General features: G+C 63.0%; 15 protein-coding genes. 8 read left to right on the top strand and 7 right to left on the bottom strand.

Going from position 1 to position 13,632, the window contains the following annotated elements:
* Window positions 1–113: 113 nt before the first annotated feature.
* A complete protein-coding gene (locus tag ACLH0J_RS05315; protein ID WP_411391145.1) occupies window positions 114–1,202 on the bottom strand; it encodes an endonuclease/exonuclease/phosphatase family protein in 1,089 nt (362 codons plus the stop codon).
* A gap of 40 nt (window positions 1,203–1,242) precedes the next feature.
* Window positions 1,243–1,902 (bottom strand): YciC family protein, encoded by a 660-nt coding sequence (locus ACLH0J_RS05310; RefSeq protein WP_321145136.1) that lies wholly within the window; start codon window positions 1,900–1,902, stop codon window positions 1,243–1,245.
* Window positions 1,903–2,083: 181 nt separating this feature from the next.
* On the opposite strand from ACLH0J_RS05310, the gene ACLH0J_RS05305 reads away from it, so the two are divergent.
* The 3 genes from ACLH0J_RS05305 (at window position 2,084) to ACLH0J_RS05295 (ending at window position 4,077) form a co-directional block, all read left to right on the top strand.
* Window positions 2,084–2,845, top strand: a complete 762-nt coding sequence (locus tag ACLH0J_RS05305; RefSeq protein WP_411391144.1) for a DUF2076 domain-containing protein — start codon at window positions 2,084–2,086, stop codon at window positions 2,843–2,845.
* Window positions 2,846–2,963: 118 nt separating this feature from the next.
* Window positions 2,964–3,440 (top strand): NYN domain-containing protein, encoded by a 477-nt coding sequence (locus tag ACLH0J_RS05300; RefSeq protein ID WP_411391143.1) that lies wholly within the window; start codon window positions 2,964–2,966, stop codon window positions 3,438–3,440.
* Between the two features lie 25 nt (window positions 3,441–3,465).
* Complete coding sequence (locus ACLH0J_RS05295) at window positions 3,466–4,077, top strand: PolC-type DNA polymerase III (protein ID WP_010562516.1); 612 nt, start codon at window positions 3,466–3,468, stop codon at window positions 4,075–4,077.
* A 33-nt stretch (window positions 4,078–4,110) separates the two neighbouring features.
* Here the strand turns inward: ACLH0J_RS05295 and ACLH0J_RS05290 are convergent, their stop codons facing one another.
* The gene (locus tag ACLH0J_RS05290; protein ID WP_411391142.1) at window positions 4,111–4,572 is read right to left on the bottom strand and encodes an Lrp/AsnC family transcriptional regulator; all 462 of its coding nucleotides are present in this window, start codon (window positions 4,570–4,572) and stop codon (window positions 4,111–4,113) included.
* 162 nt (window positions 4,573–4,734) lie between these two features.
* Here ACLH0J_RS05290 and yedA point away from each other — a divergent pair, with 162 nt between their 5' ends.
* Window positions 4,735–5,631, top strand: coding sequence for a drug/metabolite exporter YedA (gene yedA, locus ACLH0J_RS05285; protein ID WP_411391141.1), 897 nt, complete (start codon window positions 4,735–4,737; stop codon window positions 5,629–5,631).
* Window positions 5,632–5,679: 48 nt separating this feature from the next.
* Window positions 5,680–7,014, top strand: a complete 1,335-nt coding sequence (locus ACLH0J_RS05280) for a DEAD/DEAH box helicase (RefSeq protein WP_411391140.1) — start codon at window positions 5,680–5,682, stop codon at window positions 7,012–7,014.
* Between the two features lie 110 nt (window positions 7,015–7,124).
* Here the strand turns inward: ACLH0J_RS05280 and ACLH0J_RS05275 are convergent, their stop codons facing one another.
* Together ACLH0J_RS05275 and ACLH0J_RS05270 are read right to left on the bottom strand one after the other, a co-directional pair.
* Complete coding sequence (locus ACLH0J_RS05275; RefSeq protein ID WP_411391139.1) at window positions 7,125–8,363, bottom strand: TIGR03862 family flavoprotein; 1,239 nt, start codon at window positions 8,361–8,363, stop codon at window positions 7,125–7,127.
* A 171-nt stretch (window positions 8,364–8,534) separates the two neighbouring features.
* On the bottom strand, window positions 8,535–9,455 hold the full coding sequence (locus tag ACLH0J_RS05270; RefSeq protein WP_411391138.1) for a histone deacetylase: 921 nt from the start codon (window positions 9,453–9,455) through the stop codon (window positions 8,535–8,537).
* A gap of 75 nt (window positions 9,456–9,530) precedes the next feature.
* Between ACLH0J_RS05270 and ACLH0J_RS05265 the strand changes: the two genes are divergently transcribed.
* From ACLH0J_RS05265 to ACLH0J_RS05255, 3 genes are all read left to right on the top strand, one after another.
* Complete coding sequence (locus ACLH0J_RS05265; protein ID WP_411391137.1) at window positions 9,531–10,100, top strand: GNAT family N-acetyltransferase; 570 nt, start codon at window positions 9,531–9,533, stop codon at window positions 10,098–10,100.
* 160 nt (window positions 10,101–10,260) lie between these two features.
* Window positions 10,261–11,130 (top strand): acyl-CoA thioesterase II, encoded by an 870-nt coding sequence (gene tesB, locus ACLH0J_RS05260; protein ID WP_411391136.1) that lies wholly within the window; start codon window positions 10,261–10,263, stop codon window positions 11,128–11,130.
* A complete protein-coding gene (locus tag ACLH0J_RS05255) occupies window positions 11,127–11,714 on the top strand; it encodes an HAD family hydrolase (protein ID WP_411391135.1) in 588 nt (195 codons plus the stop codon). Before tesB ends, ACLH0J_RS05255 begins: the two co-directional genes overlap by 4 nt.
* Before the next feature lie 37 nt (window positions 11,715–11,751).
* Here ACLH0J_RS05255 and ACLH0J_RS05250 read toward each other — a convergent pair whose 3' ends face one another.
* Together ACLH0J_RS05250 and ACLH0J_RS05245 are read right to left on the bottom strand one after the other, a co-directional pair.
* The gene (locus ACLH0J_RS05250; RefSeq protein WP_411391134.1) at window positions 11,752–12,726 is read right to left on the bottom strand and encodes an alpha/beta hydrolase; all 975 of its coding nucleotides are present in this window, start codon (window positions 12,724–12,726) and stop codon (window positions 11,752–11,754) included.
* Window positions 12,727–13,614, bottom strand: a complete 888-nt coding sequence (locus ACLH0J_RS05245; RefSeq protein WP_411391133.1) for a neutral zinc metallopeptidase — start codon at window positions 13,612–13,614, stop codon at window positions 12,727–12,729. It lies immediately after the preceding gene.
* Window positions 13,615–13,632: the final 18 nt, after the last annotated feature.

The raw sequence follows: 13,632 nt of genomic DNA, 5'->3' as shown, positions 1-13,632 counted from the left end.
GGCGGGAGCAACCGTTAAAAGCCGATCACGCGGAAAATACGAAGTTACTGTCAGTTGCCGTCGGAATGGCGATGGGAAGCGGCTGATAAGTATGTCGGAACAGGCTGAAAACCCTACTGCGCAGCCGGCAGCAGGAAGCGCGCAATCACCGGCAGATGGTTGGAGATGCGCAGTGTGTCGTCCTGGCGCACTTTGGCTTCGATGCGTTTGATCCGGGAACTGTAGAACAGGTAATCCAGGGTGCGATCCGGGCCGTCGATGCTCGGGGCGTTGGGGAAGTGGGTCAGCCATTTCTCGCGATCAATGCCGCTGGATTCGCTGTTGCTCGGGATCATCGGGTACTTGTCCCACAACAGGTGCAGTTCGCTGTCCGGCGAATAGCGCCCGCGTTTGCTGGCGTCCAGGCGCAGGAATTGGCCCAGGGGCAGGAGGTTGAAGTCGCCGCCGATCAACCAGGGCGTGCCTCGGCTTTCGAATTTATCCAGCAGCTTGACCGTGGTGGCGACCTGCTCCTGCACGGCGCTGCGGCCGGGGGCGTCGCCGTCGAAACGGGTGTTGAGCACCGCCAGTTGGCCGCCGTCGCTCAGGGGAAGGTAGGTGAGCAACAGGGCGGGCTTGGGTTGGAACTGGCGACTGATGAAGTTGGCGTCCGGTGCCGGCAATTGCAGGCGCTCGGCGTGCTCGATCTGGTAGCGGCTCAGGGTCGCCAGCTTGCGGCCGACGCTGCCGAAGATATGGTGGTCGGGGACGAAGTCGGCTTTCCAGTCGAAGGTCTGGGCGCTGCAGGGGTAGAGGTCGACCAGGCGCTCTTGCAACAGCGCGAGCTGGTCCTGGTAGTGGGACGGCTTGGCGTTTTCGTCGAGTTCCTGCAGCAACAGGATGTCGGGTTGTTCGTCGCGAATCACCCGCGCCACTTCGTCGAGGCTGGCGGCCATGTCTTCCACGGTGGGGCGCTCGTCCGGGCCGCTGCCGTCGGCGGTGTCGTACCAGAACACGTAGTTCTTGCCGGCCAGGTATTGCACGTTCCAGGTCATGACCTTGAGCGCCTGCCCAGGCAGCAGGGTCGGCGCACGGGGCGCGACGCAGCTCACTGGCAGGGTTTCCTTGGCGGCGGGGCGCCAGGTGAGGCTGTAGATCAGGGCCGTCAGCAGGCCTGCGACGATCAGCAGGCCCAGCAGGGTGATGCGCAATAAACGGGTCATCGGCTCGGCTTATAGCGTGTCAGGAGTGGGGGGGAGCATATCACCGCACGTCGGCATCGCCACCGATCAGCATGAATAAACGGAACAGCACCACGCTGGTGAACAGTTGCAGGAAGCTGTGGGCGCTGTCGATCAGCACGCCGATCAGCGGCGCCGGCTCGGGATACGCCGCCACGCTGGCGCCCTTGAGCAGCCACAACGGGGTCATCACACACAGCAGGCACACCAGGATTCGCCAGAAATGCCCACGGGTCAGGCGGAAACTTTCCTTCATCGCCTCCAGCGCCGACATGCCGCGCAGCACCAGCAGGTACTCGGCAAACGCCAGCACCACCATCAGCCACAGGCCCGGCAGGAAATACAGCGACAGGCCGAGCAATATCAGCAGCGTGCTCATGGCCGTCAGTAGCGCAAAACGCGGCCACAGGGCCAGGGCCATGGCCCACACGTCCTTGGTGCGCGGCGACTCGCCACGGGTGCGCGCGTCGAGAAACAGGATCAGCGCGCCGGTATACAGCGGGTACACCAGCAACCCCACCACCACGCTGTAGCCGGGGAACGCGTCCGGGCCGAGCGTGTGGTCGAGTACCTGTTGCAGCAGGGCTTCAAGGATCACCAGCGGCAGGCACAGCTGGACGATGGCGCCCAGGTTGCGCTGGGTAAAACGGAAAGAGTCGCGCAGTACGTCTAACGGATTCATCAGGTTCATCGCAGGCCAGGAAGCAAGGGCGACACTTTAACCGATCAGGGTCGCAGGGACGCAAACGTAAACCTTGAGTAAAGACCATTGAAACAACTGGTAACACCCCCATAACTAGGCGCGTACCCGACCTGAGCCCAGGCGGGACCACGATTTCTACCGGCAATCTAACGAGGTCGCCATGAACAGCGAAGAGCAAACCCTGATCGACGGACTGTTTTCACGGTTGCAACAAGCCGAAACGGACTCAGCCCCCCGCGATGCGCAAGCAGAAGCACGGATCAAGGAGCATATGTCTCGCCAACCAGCGGCTGGGTATTACATGACCCAATCGATCCTGGTGCAGGAACACGCGCTCAAGAGCCTGGACGCGCAGAACAAACAACAGGCCCAACAAATCCAGCAATTGCAGGATGAGCTGCAGCGGGCCAAGTCCCAGGCGGCACAACCGGCGCCTGCCAGTGGTGGTTTTCTGTCGAGTATCTTTGGCGGCGGCTCCCGAGACGCCCAACCCACCCAGAGCGCGCCGGCCTCTTCCGGCGGCGGCTGGCGTGAACCGGGCAGGCCTTCGTTCGGCCAGCCGGCACCGCAGCAGAACTATGGCGCCCCGCAGCAGAACTATCAGCAACCACAACAGCCCGCCGCGCCGATTGGCAGTGGCTTCCTCGGTGGCGCGCTGAAAACCGCCGCGGGCGTAGCCGGTGGTGTGATGCTGGCCGAAGGCATCAGCAGCCTGTTCAACCACAACTCGCAACAGCCGCAAGTGGTGGAAGAAATCATCCGCGAAGTGCCGGCGCCGGCCAGTGACAACAGTAACTGGGGCAACGACGATCAGAAGTTCGCCGGCAATGACAGTTGGGGCAGCAACAATGCCGACAACTTCGCGGACAGCGATTATTCCGACAATTCCTCGTCTTTCGACGACGACGATTCCTTCGTCTGACCACAGCCAGATCGGGGCGGCTGGCCGCTCCGATCTGATTTTTCCCGGAAACTTTCTCGCGGCTGGCATACTGGCACCCTTTCCGGGCCTTGGCGCCTGGCTGTCATGAGGAAGTGCGGTGAAGAAAATTGCAGTGTTCGCCGATGTTCAAAACCTCTACTACACCGTTCGCCAGGCCTATGGCTGCCACTTCAATTACGCGGCCCTGTGGGCTGACATCAGCTCGCGCGGGCAGATCGTCGAAGCCTACGCCTATGCCATCGACCGCGGCGACAGCAAGCAGCAGCAGTTCCAGCAGATCCTGCGCAACCTGGGGTTCACGGTAAAACTCAAACCCTATATCCAGCGCAGCGACGGCTCGGCCAAAGGCGACTGGGACGTGGGCATCACCCTCGACATCATGGATGCCGCCGATCACGTCGACGAAATCGTGCTGGCCTCCGGCGACGGTGACTTTGACATGCTGCTCGACCGCATCATCAGCAAGCACGGCGTCGAAGCCGTGGCCTACGGTGTACCGGGGCTGACGGCCAACTCATTGATACGCGCCGCCAGCCGCTACGTGCCGATCGAAGGCGCTTTGCTGCTCAAATAGATGTTTAGACGGAGTTGGAACAGGTTTGGAACGTATAGCGGTCATCGACTTTGAAACCACCGGCATCACCCCGAGCAGCCACTGCCGGGCCACGGAAATCGCGGTGGTCATCCTCGAACGTGGCCAGATTGTGGACCGCTACCAGAGCCTGATGAACGCCGGTGTGCGCGTGCCGGGCTTTATCGAGCAACTCACCGGCATCAGCAACGCCATGCTGCGCAGCGCCCCGCCGGCCGAACGGGTGATGAATGAGGTCAACGAATTCGTCGGCACCACACCACTGCTGGCGCACAACGCCGCGTTCGACCAGAAGTTCTGGGATTTCGAACTGGGCCTGATCCGCCGCACCCGCCTGCAGAAATTCGCCTGCTCCCTGCTGCTGGCCCGCCGCCTGATGCCTTCGGCACCCAACCACAAGCTCGGCACGTTGAATGCCTTCGCTCAACTGCCTCATACCGGCAAGGCTCACCGGGCGATGGCGGATGCGGAAATGGCGGCCAACCTGACGGCGTACCTGGCTGAGCAACTGCGTCGCACCCATGGCTTGCGCGAGCTGTCCCATGACCTGCTGTGCACCTTGCAGAAAGTGCCGGCGGCGAAGATCAATGAGCATTTGAAGAAGCATCGCGGGTTCTGAGGTGGGAGGGGGCTTGCTCCCGATGGTGGTAGATCAGCCGCCACTCTTCCCATTTCCTTCCAATTGCCCCAACGGCACCCGCCGCTCTATCGCGCTCGACAAAATGATCGAGGTCTTGCTGAACCCGAACTTCGCAATCCGGTTGATCAGATTTTCCAGCTCCGGCATCGAGCCCACCGCCGCCTGCATGATCACGCACGGATCGCCCGTGACCCGGTGGCATTCGGTCAGTTCGGGGATTTCGGCCAGCGCGTCGTACACCTTCTGGCTGCCATGGTTGGTCAGCCTCAGTTCAATCAGGCATTGGATCGGCAGGCCGACTTTGGACAGGTCGACCTTGGCCTGGTAGCCGGTGATCACGCCGCTGGCTTCCAACTTGGCCACGCGCTCGGCAACCGCCGGGGCCGAGAGGTTGACCGTGCGCGCCAGTTGCGCGTAGGACGCGCGGCCGTCTTCGAGCAGGGCGCTGAGGAGCATGCGGTCGTATTTGTCCATGAAAAGGCTCCAGCGTCAGGTGGCTTTCGAAAGCACGGTTTATAGCCCTTACAACCATGCTTTGAAAAGTGTATGGGCGGTTTAAACAGGTTTTGTAGCTTATGTTTATGCACATGTCTTTTTAGAATAAGCCTCTCTTTTTTTCTGCCGCAGAGCTGCCCAATGCCTGGCCCACGTCGCTTTTCCTTACCGTTGATCGCCGCCTTTTTTGCGTTGTATGTGATCTGGGGTTCTACCTACCTAGTGATTCGTATCGGTGTGGCGTACTGGCCGCCGTTGATGCTGGGCGGGATCCGCTTTCTGCTCGCCGGGGCTGCGATGTATGGCTTTTTGCGCTGGCGTGGCGCCCCTGCGCCGACGTGGCAGCAGTGGAAGGCCGCGACCAAGATCGGCATTTTGCTGCTGACGTTCGGCAATGGCGCCGTGAGTGTGGCTGAGCACACCGGCGTGTCATCCGGCGTGGCGGCGCTGGCGGTGGCGACCGTGCCGTTGTTCACCTTGCTCTGTGGTTATTTCTGGGGCGCGCGTAATACCCGTCTGGAATGGGCCGGGGTGATCCTGGGGATGGTCGGTATCGCCATGCTCAACATGGGCAGCACCTTGCAATCGAGCCCGATGGGCGCGGCGTTGCTGTTGTTTGCGGCGGCTTCGTGGGCATTCGGATCGGTGTGGAGTCGACGCCTGCCGTTGCCGCCGGGCGCCATGGCCAGCTCCGCGGAAATGCTGGTGGCTGGCGTGACCCTGTTGATCGCCAGCGCGCTCACCGGTGAACACCTGCAGGCCATGCCGCCGCTGGAGGGCTGGCTGGCGCTGGCGTACCTGGCGGTATTTGGCTCGATCATCGCCTTCAACGCCTATATGTACTTGCTCAAGCACGTGCGTCCGGCGGCGGCGACCAGCTATGCCTATGTCAACCCGGCGGTGGCGGTATTGCTGGGGATTGTGTTCATCGGCGAGACCATCGGCCTGGAAGAGTCCCTGGCGATGCTGGTGATCATCAGCGCCGTGCTGTTGATCAGCCTGCCCCAGTGGCGAAAGCCCAAGCTGGAAATAAGGTAAACTGCCGCGCATTACGCCCTTGCGCTGAATTTTTCCTACGGTAAACACATGACTTTCGCCACCCTTGGCCTGATCGAACCCTTGCAGCGCGCCCTTGAGACGCTCGGCTACCAGACTCCGACGCCGGTGCAGGCGCAAGCCATTCCGGCGGTGCTGGCCGGCCGCGACCTGATGGCCGCCGCCCAGACCGGCACCGGCAAGACCGCCGCTTTCGCCGTGCCGCTCCTGCAACTGCTGACCATGGAAGGGCCGAAAGTCGCCGCCAACTCGGCGCGCGCGCTGATCCTGTGCCCGACCCGCGAATTGGCCGAGCAGGTGCACGCCAGCGTCGCCGAGTACGCCCAACACCTGCCGCTGACCACGTACGCGGTGTACGGCGGCGTGAGCATCAACCCGCAGATGATGAAGCTGCGCAAAGGCGTTGACATACTGGTCGCCACGCCTGGCCGCCTGATCGACCTGTTCCGCCAGAACGCGCTGAAACTCAATCAGCTGCAAACCCTGGTGCTGGATGAAGCCGACCGCATGCTCGACCTGGGCTTCTCCGAAGAACTGGCGAACATCTACCGCATGCTGCCGAAAAAGCGCCAGACTTTACTGTTCTCCGCGACCTTCTCCGATGACATCCGCACGCTCGCCGGGCAGATGCTCAACGACCCGCTGAGCATCGAAGTCAGCCCGCGCAATGTCGCCGCCAACACCGTCAAGCAATGGGTGGTACCGGTGGACAAGAAGCGCAAGCCGGAGCTGTTTGTGCACCTGATGCGCAAGGGCCGCTGGAAACAGGTGCTGGTGTTCGCCAAGACCCGTAACGGCGTGGACGCGTTGGTGGATAAGTTGCAGGGCCTGGGCATCAATGCCGACGGCATCCACGGCGACAAACCCCAGGCGACCCGCCAGCGGGCGCTGGACCGCTTCAAGTCGAGCGACGTGCAGATCCTGGTGGCCACCGACGTGGCGGCCCGTGGCCTGGATATCGAAGACCTGCCGCTGGTGGTCAACTTCGACCTGCCGATTGTGGCCGAGGACTACATCCACCGTATCGGTCGTACCGGCCGCGCGGGCAACACCGGCGAGGCGATTTCCCTGGTGTGCGCCGACGAAGTCAACATGCTCTCGGCCATCGAGATGCTCACGCGTCAGACCTTGACCCGCAAGATGGAGCCGGATTTCGAACCGGAGCACCGCGTGCCGGACACCGATGCCAGCGGGCAAGTGGTGAAGAAACCGAAAAAGCCGAAGAAGCCTAAAACGTCCGGCGGAGGCGGTAAGCGCAACCTGGGCAAGTGGGTGGACAGTGGTGAAGTGGCACCGGCGGAGCCGTCGATCAAGCCGGTGCGCAAGGTGCCGGTGTTCAACACTGGGCCGCGTAAGAAGAAGTGATGTTGCGGCTTGGCTGATGCCCTATCGGGAGCAAGCCCCCTCCCACATTTTGAATGTATTCACAAATCAAAACTGTGGGAGGGGGCTTGCTCCCGATAGCGGACTTGAGCTCACCGCAAATCTCTAGTGTTCAACCATTCCAGCATGCCGCGCCCGGCGGCTCTGCCACTGGCAAAACACCCGGTCAGCAAATACCCGCCGGTCGGCGCTTCCCAGTCCAGCATCTCCCCCGCGCAGAACACCCCTGGCAATTGCTTGAGCATCAGGCGCTCATCCAGCGCTTCAAACGGCACACCGCCGGCGGTGCTGATCGCCTCGTCCATTGGCCGCGTCTTCACCAGCGTCAACGGCAAGGCCTTGATCGCCAGCGCTAACTGCGCCGGATCATTGAAGTGACCCGCCGGTGCCAGCTCGCGCAATAGCGCCGCCTTCACCCCATCCAACCCCAACTGACTGTGCAGATGCTTGCTTATCGAGCGCGAGCCACGCGGCTTGGCCAAGGCAGCCTGGACCTTGTCCAGTGGCTTGCTCGGCAGCAGGTCGATGTGTACGGTAGCCGCGCCGTCGCGGTTGATCGCTTCTCGAATCGGCGCCGACAGCGCGTAGATCAGGCTGCCCTCGATGCCGGTCGCGGTGATCACGCATTCGCCCAGGCGAGGTTTGTCGTCTGCCAAGCCGATGGCGACGTTTTTCAGCGGTGCACCGGCGAATTTGCTGACCATCAGTTCGCTCCAGGCCGACACCTCGAAGCCACAATTACTCGGCTGTAACGGCGCGCAGGCCACGCCTCTGTCTTCCAGCCGTTGGCGCCAGGCGCCATCGGAGCCGAGGCGCGACCAACTGCCGCCGCCGAGGGCCAGCAACACGGCATCGCTGTGGATGGTTTTTTCGCCGTCCGGGCTGTGGATAAGTAAATCACCTTCGGCATTCCAGCCGGTCCAACGATGCCGGGTGTGGATAACCACGCCCTGGTCGCGCAGGCGCTTGAGCCAGGCACGCAACAGCGGCGCGGCTTTCATGTCGGTAGGAAATACCCGGCCTGAGGTGCCGACAAAGGTCTGGATGCCCAAACCATGGATCCATTCGCACAAGGCTTCGGCACCAAACCCACGTAACAACGGCGCCATCTGCGGTGCGCGTTCGGCATAGCGGGACAGGAACGCCGGGTAGGCTTCGGAGTGGGTGATGTTCATGCCGCCCACGCCCGCCAGCAGGAACTTGCGTCCCACCGAGGGCATGCCGTCGTAGAGGTCCACCCGTGCTCCCGCCAGGCTCAAGACTTCGGCGGCCATCAGCCCGGCGGGGCCACCGCCGATGATGGTGACGTGTTGAGGAGCGGTCTGAGGCATGGGCAGGGCTACGGTGAGGTGAATAGGCCGAGCATTCTACCCGACGACGGCGCAGCTGCCTGATCAAAAAATGTACACCTTCCTACAAGCCATGCAGCGACTCGCTTTCAGACGCTTACGCTCAACTTATCCACAGGCCGTTCCACAGGCATTGTGGGTAACGCTCACACTTCAATGACAACCTGATGACGTCCACACCCGCTGGGCGCTGTGGTGCAGGATGCCGTGGCGGCGGGCCAGGGCAGGGCGGTCCTTGCTGTAGCCGCCGCCGATCACGCCCATCACCGCAATGTCGCGGCCCAGACAGTGGCGCATCACGCTTTCGTCGCGGGCGGCGACGCCTGCGTCTGTCAGCTTGAGGTAGCCGAGGGCGTCATCCTTATGCACATCGACGCCGGCGTCGTACAGCACCAGGTCGGGCTGGTACAGCGGCAGCAGGTAATTGAGCGCGTCGTCCACCACCTTGAGGTAGTCGGCATCGCCCATGCCCATGGGCAGGGGGATGTCCCAGTCGCTCTGGGCCTTGCGCGCGGGGAAGTTCTTTTCGCAGTGCAGCGACACGGTGATCGCGTCCGGCGTGTCGTGCAGGATGCGCGCGGTGCCGTCGCCCTGGTGCACGTCGCAATCGAAGATCAGCACGCGGCTGACCCGGCCGCTGGCCAGCAGGTAATGGCTGATCACCGCCAGGTCATTGAAGATGCAAAAGCCCGCCGGGTAATCGTAATGGGCGTGATGGGTGCCGCCGGCCAGGTGGCAGGCCAGGCCGTGTTCCAGCGCCTGTTCGGCCGCCAGCAGCGAGCCGCCGACCGCGCGCACCGTGCGCCGGGCCAGGGCTTCGCTCCAGGGCAGGCCGAGGCGGCGCTGGTCTTCGCGGGACAATTCGCCGCTCATGTAGCGCTCGATATACCCAGGTTCATGGGCCAGGGCCAGAATCTCCGCGGGGCACAACGCCGGGCGCAGCAACTGGCTGTCCTGGGTCAGTCCGCTGGACACCAGGTGGTCACGCAACAGGCGGAACTTGTCCATGGGGAACCGGTGGTCTGCCGGGAATTCAGGGCTGTAGTCATCGTGGTAGATCAATGGCAAAGGCATGGGATTTTCTGACAGGAGTCTGCGAAGGATCTTAACAGCGCTGTACACTCACGCACACGGCAAGAGAGGGCCCCCATGGAGCCGATACTGGAATTGGAAAGTGCACGCCTGGTGCTGCGCCAATGGCGCGACAGCGACCTGTCGGCGTTTGCGCAGATGTGCGCCGACCCGCAGGTGATGCGCTATTTCCCGGCGCTGCTGGACCGCCTGGAAAGTGCGGCGTTGATCGGTCGGATACGCGGCCATTTTGCCGAATACGGCTTTGGCCTGTGGGCCTTGCAACGCAAGGACACCGGTGAACTCATCGGCCTGACCGGGCTGCAGAATGTCAGCTTTGAAGCGGGCTTCACCCCGGCGGTGGAAATCTGCTGGCGCCTGGGCCGTGAGCATTGGGGCCTGGGTTACGCCAGCGAGGCGGCATGGACAGCGCTGCGTTGCGGTTTCGACCGTCTGCAACTGGACGAAATCGTCGCCTTTGCCACTGAAGCCAATCTGCCATCACAAAAAGTCATGCAGGCCATCGGTATGCATTACGATCCGCAGGCAGATTTTGAACACCCCAAGGTCGCAGTCGATGACCCGCTGCGAGCCCATGTTTTGTACCGCATCACCCGCGCCCAATGGTTGGACACGTTGCACGGATAAGCAGGCGGTCATGCTCAATAGACCCCTTGTAGGAGCGAGTTTGCTCGCGAAAAACGCCAAAGCGCCGCGATACCCCAGAAGCGCTGCGTCAGCGTGAACGACCTTCGCGAGCGAGCTCGTTCCTACAGATAGATACCGTTTTGCTCTGAGGAGAGTTTGAATGAGCCAAGTATTGGAAGATCTGGTGGACCTGCTGACCCTGGAGCCGATCGAGGAAAACCTCTTTCGCGGCCGCAGCCAGGACCTGGGTTTTCGTCAACTGTTCGGCGGCCAAGTGCTGGGCCAGTCGTTGTCGGCCGCCAGCCAGACCGTAGAAGACTTGCGTCACGTGCATTCCCTGCACGGTTATTTCCTGCGCCCCGGCGATGCCGCCTTGCCGGTGGTGTACTCGGTGGACCGCGTGCGCGATGGCGGCAGTTTCAGCACGCGCCGGGTCACGGCAATTCAGAAAGGCCACCCGATCTTCACCTGCAGCGCCTCGTTCCAGTACGACGAAGCCGGCTTCGAGCACCAGACCAGCATGCCGGTGGTGGTTGGCCCGGAAAACCTGCCGTCCGAGCTTGAGCTGACCAAACAGCGCGCGCACCTGATCCCTGAACACATGCGTGAAAAGCTGCTGTGCCCCAAGCCGATCGAAGTGCGCCCGGTCACCGAAAAAGACCCGTTCAACCCGCAGCCGTCCGACCCGGTCAAGTACGTGTGGTTCCGCGCCGACGGCGCTTTGGCCGATACCCCGGCGCTGCATAAATACCTGCTGGCCTACGCCTCGGACTTCGGCCTGCTGACCACCTCGCTGCTGCCCCACGGCAAGACCGTGTGGCAGACCGACATGCAGGTCGCCAGCCTCGACCATGCGCTGTGGTTCCACGCCGACCTGCGCGCCGATGACTGGCTGCTCTACGCCATGGACAGCCCGTGGGCCGGCAACTCCCGTGGGTTCTCCCGCGGCAGCGTGTACAACCGCGCCGGGCAACTGGTGGCGTCGGTGACCCAGGAAGGCTTGATTCGTCATCGCAAGGATTGGGCATGAACCTGGCGGACATTAAACATTGGGTCTTCGACATGGACGGCACCCTCACGGTGGCCGTGCATGACTTTGCCGCCATTCGCGTAGCCCTGGGGATTCCCCCCGAGGACGACATCCTCACTCACCTTGCCGCGTTGCCCCACGACGTAGCTGCCGCCAAGCACGCCTGGCTGCTGGAGCATGAGCGCGAACTGGCCCTGGGCTCGGTCGCCGCCGACGGTGCAGTGGAGCTGGTCCGCGAGCTGGCCGCGCGGGGTTATCGACTGGGCATCCTGACCCGCAATGCGCGGGAACTGGCGCATGTCACGTTGGAGGCGATCGGCCTGGCGGACTGCTTTGCCGTCGACGATGTACTGGGCCGTGATGATGCGCCGCCCAAGCCCGATCCCGGTGGCCTGCTGAAACTGGCCGCCGCCTGGGACGTACCGCCGAGCCAGATGGTGATGGTGGGCGATTACCGCTTCGACCTGGATTGCGGTCGGGCAGCGGGGGCGAAGACGGTGTTGGTGAACGTGCCACAGAACCCATGGCCGGAGTTGGCGGATTGGCACGCCGAGGATTGCATGGCGCTGCGCCGGCTGATCTAGCCCAGGCACCTTCCGCCTTTTCATTGGGTTTCGTCCGTTATTTCGCGAACAACACCTTCTGCCCCTCAGGCGACGTAAACATCCCGTCGCCGTTATGCCCCACCCCCGGCACTTCCACCAGCGTCTGGTGCAACTGCGGATGGCGCTGCTGGAGGTCGTCGAAATAGTCGTGCCCGCGAATCAGTCGATACGCGCCCTGCGCTTCGGCTTCGCAGCTTTTATCCAGCGCCGGGTGGTTGGGGTCGGTGTCCTGCTGGCCCAGCAGGTAGGTGATATCCCGTGACACGTAGGCCTGTTCCAACCGCTCCGCGCTCTGGCCTTTGGCGTAGGCCGGCAGGTGCTGCAGGCCGTACTTCCAGTCGTTGAAACCCGGGCAACTCGCGGCGTCGAACGTCACCGGGCGCACGGGGCTGAAGTAGGCGTAGGACGATGGGTTGGCCACCACGTAACGCAGTTGGATGCCTTCGGTTTGCAGGGTCGGGTGGTCATGGCCGAGGAGTGCGAAACGCTGCACGACCTGGCCACCGCCGGAATGCCCGGCCACCACGATTTCCTTCAGCGCCGGGAAGCGCTTGCGGTTGCCCAGGTACTCGATGATCTCGTCGAGGGCGGCGTAGGAACTGACTTGGCCAGGGCCGATGGACGGCTCGCCGGCCATCCAGTCGTTGCCTTTCCAGTGCAGTAGCTGGTCATCCAAGTGGTTTCGCTTGACGTCGGACGCATTCAGAAATTGCGGCGCAATGACCAGCGTCGTGCTGCCAAGCCCGGCCCGCGCGGCGGCCTCGACACCACTTTGCAGGTAAGTCTGCGCATTCCGCAGGCGACCGTGCACGATGATCAGCGCGCGAGTGACGTCGGGCAACGGCTGGCGCCAGTCCTGGCTCAGGCCCAGGCTCAGATCGCCGGACGCCAAGTGAAAGCGATCGGGGCTGACCACCTTGACGCCGTGTTCGGCAGCCAAAGTTGAGCACGACACTAACAAGCCCAGCAGCCATCCCCATCGTCTATTCATCTAAAGACTCTTGGCCCCGAAGGTGTCGCATTGAGTGATCTGGCCCTGGCCGAAGCCGGTCTTGAACCAGCGCACCCGCTGCGCCGAGGTGCCGTGGGTAAACGAGTCGGGCACCACGCGGCCTTGACCCTGTTGCTGCAGGCGGTCATCGCCAATGGCGTTGGCCGCATTCAGGGCTTCTTCGATATCGCCGGGCTCCAGCCAGTTGAGGCGCTTTTGCGCGCGGTTGGCCCACACGCCGGCGAAACAGTCGGCTTGCAGTTCCTGGCGCACCAGCAGGCCGCCGTCGCCCTGCATCTGCCGGCCTTGCTGGCGTGCGGCCTGGATCTTGGCCGAGATCCCGAGCAGCGTCTGCACGTGGTGCCCGACTTCGTGGGCGATCACATACGCCTGGGCAAAATCACCGGCGGCCTGGAAGCGTTGGGACATTTCGCGGAAGAAATCCAGGTCCAGGTACACCTGCTGGTCGGCCGGGCAATAGAACGGGCCGCTGGCCGAGGTGGCACCGCCGCAGGCGGAATTGACCCGGCCACGGAACAGGATCAGTTTCGGGTTCTGGTAGGCCAGGCCGTTTTCCTTGAACACCTGGCCCCAGGTGTCTTCGGTATCGCCCAGCACCGCGCGGACAAAATCGGCTTGCTCGTCGTTGGCCGGCGGCGCCTGGCGCGGCTGGGTGCTGACCTGGGGCGCCTGGTCCATCTGGCCGGTGAGTTGGCCGAGGATCTGCAGCGGGTCCTGGCCGGTCAGCCAGCCAATGCCGACGATCAGGACCACAGCCGTCAGGCTCAGGCCCTTGCCGCCGCCAAAACGCATGCCGCCGCCACCGCCGCCGCTGTCATCGCGGGCATCCACCACGTTGTCGCTGCGTCGGCCTTTTTTCCATAGCATGGGGCAATCCTCTGTGTG

Origin of the sequence: Pseudomonas sp. MPB23, assembly GCF_046605395.1 — a bacterium.
Classification (GTDB): Bacteria; Pseudomonadota; Gammaproteobacteria; order Pseudomonadales; family Pseudomonadaceae; genus Aquipseudomonas.
The sequence above is the reverse complement of the archived record's forward strand: the minus strand, read 5'-3'. Positions and strand labels throughout refer to the sequence as shown.

Coding starts and splice junctions, on each gene's coding strand:
- ACLH0J_RS05315 (WP_411391145.1), bottom strand. CDS start 1,202: ATGACCCGTTTATTGCGCATCACCCTGCTGGGCCTGCTGATCGTCGCA.
- ACLH0J_RS05310 (WP_321145136.1), bottom strand. CDS start 1,902: ATGAATCCGTTAGACGTACTGCGCGACTCTTTCCGTTTTACCCAGCGC.
- ACLH0J_RS05305 (WP_411391144.1), top strand. CDS start 2,084: ATGAACAGCGAAGAGCAAACCCTGATCGACGGACTGTTTTCACGGTTG.
- ACLH0J_RS05290 (WP_411391142.1), bottom strand. CDS start 4,572: ATGGACAAATACGACCGCATGCTCCTCAGCGCCCTGCTCGAAGACGGC.
- yedA (WP_411391141.1), top strand. CDS start 4,735: ATGCCTGGCCCACGTCGCTTTTCCTTACCGTTGATCGCCGCCTTTTTT.
- ACLH0J_RS05280 (WP_411391140.1), top strand. CDS start 5,680: ATGACTTTCGCCACCCTTGGCCTGATCGAACCCTTGCAGCGCGCCCTT.
- ACLH0J_RS05275 (WP_411391139.1), bottom strand. CDS start 8,363: ATGCCTCAGACCGCTCCTCAACACGTCACCATCATCGGCGGTGGCCCC.
- ACLH0J_RS05270 (WP_411391138.1), bottom strand. CDS start 9,455: ATGCCTTTGCCATTGATCTACCACGATGACTACAGCCCTGAATTCCCG.
- ACLH0J_RS05265 (WP_411391137.1), top strand. CDS start 9,531: ATGGAGCCGATACTGGAATTGGAAAGTGCACGCCTGGTGCTGCGCCAA.
- tesB (WP_411391136.1), top strand. CDS start 10,261: ATGAGCCAAGTATTGGAAGATCTGGTGGACCTGCTGACCCTGGAGCCG.
- ACLH0J_RS05255 (WP_411391135.1), top strand. CDS start 11,127: ATGAACCTGGCGGACATTAAACATTGGGTCTTCGACATGGACGGCACC.
- ACLH0J_RS05250 (WP_411391134.1), bottom strand. CDS start 12,726: ATGAATAGACGATGGGGATGGCTGCTGGGCTTGTTAGTGTCGTGCTCA.
- ACLH0J_RS05245 (WP_411391133.1), bottom strand. CDS start 13,614: ATGCTATGGAAAAAAGGCCGACGCAGCGACAACGTGGTGGATGCCCGC.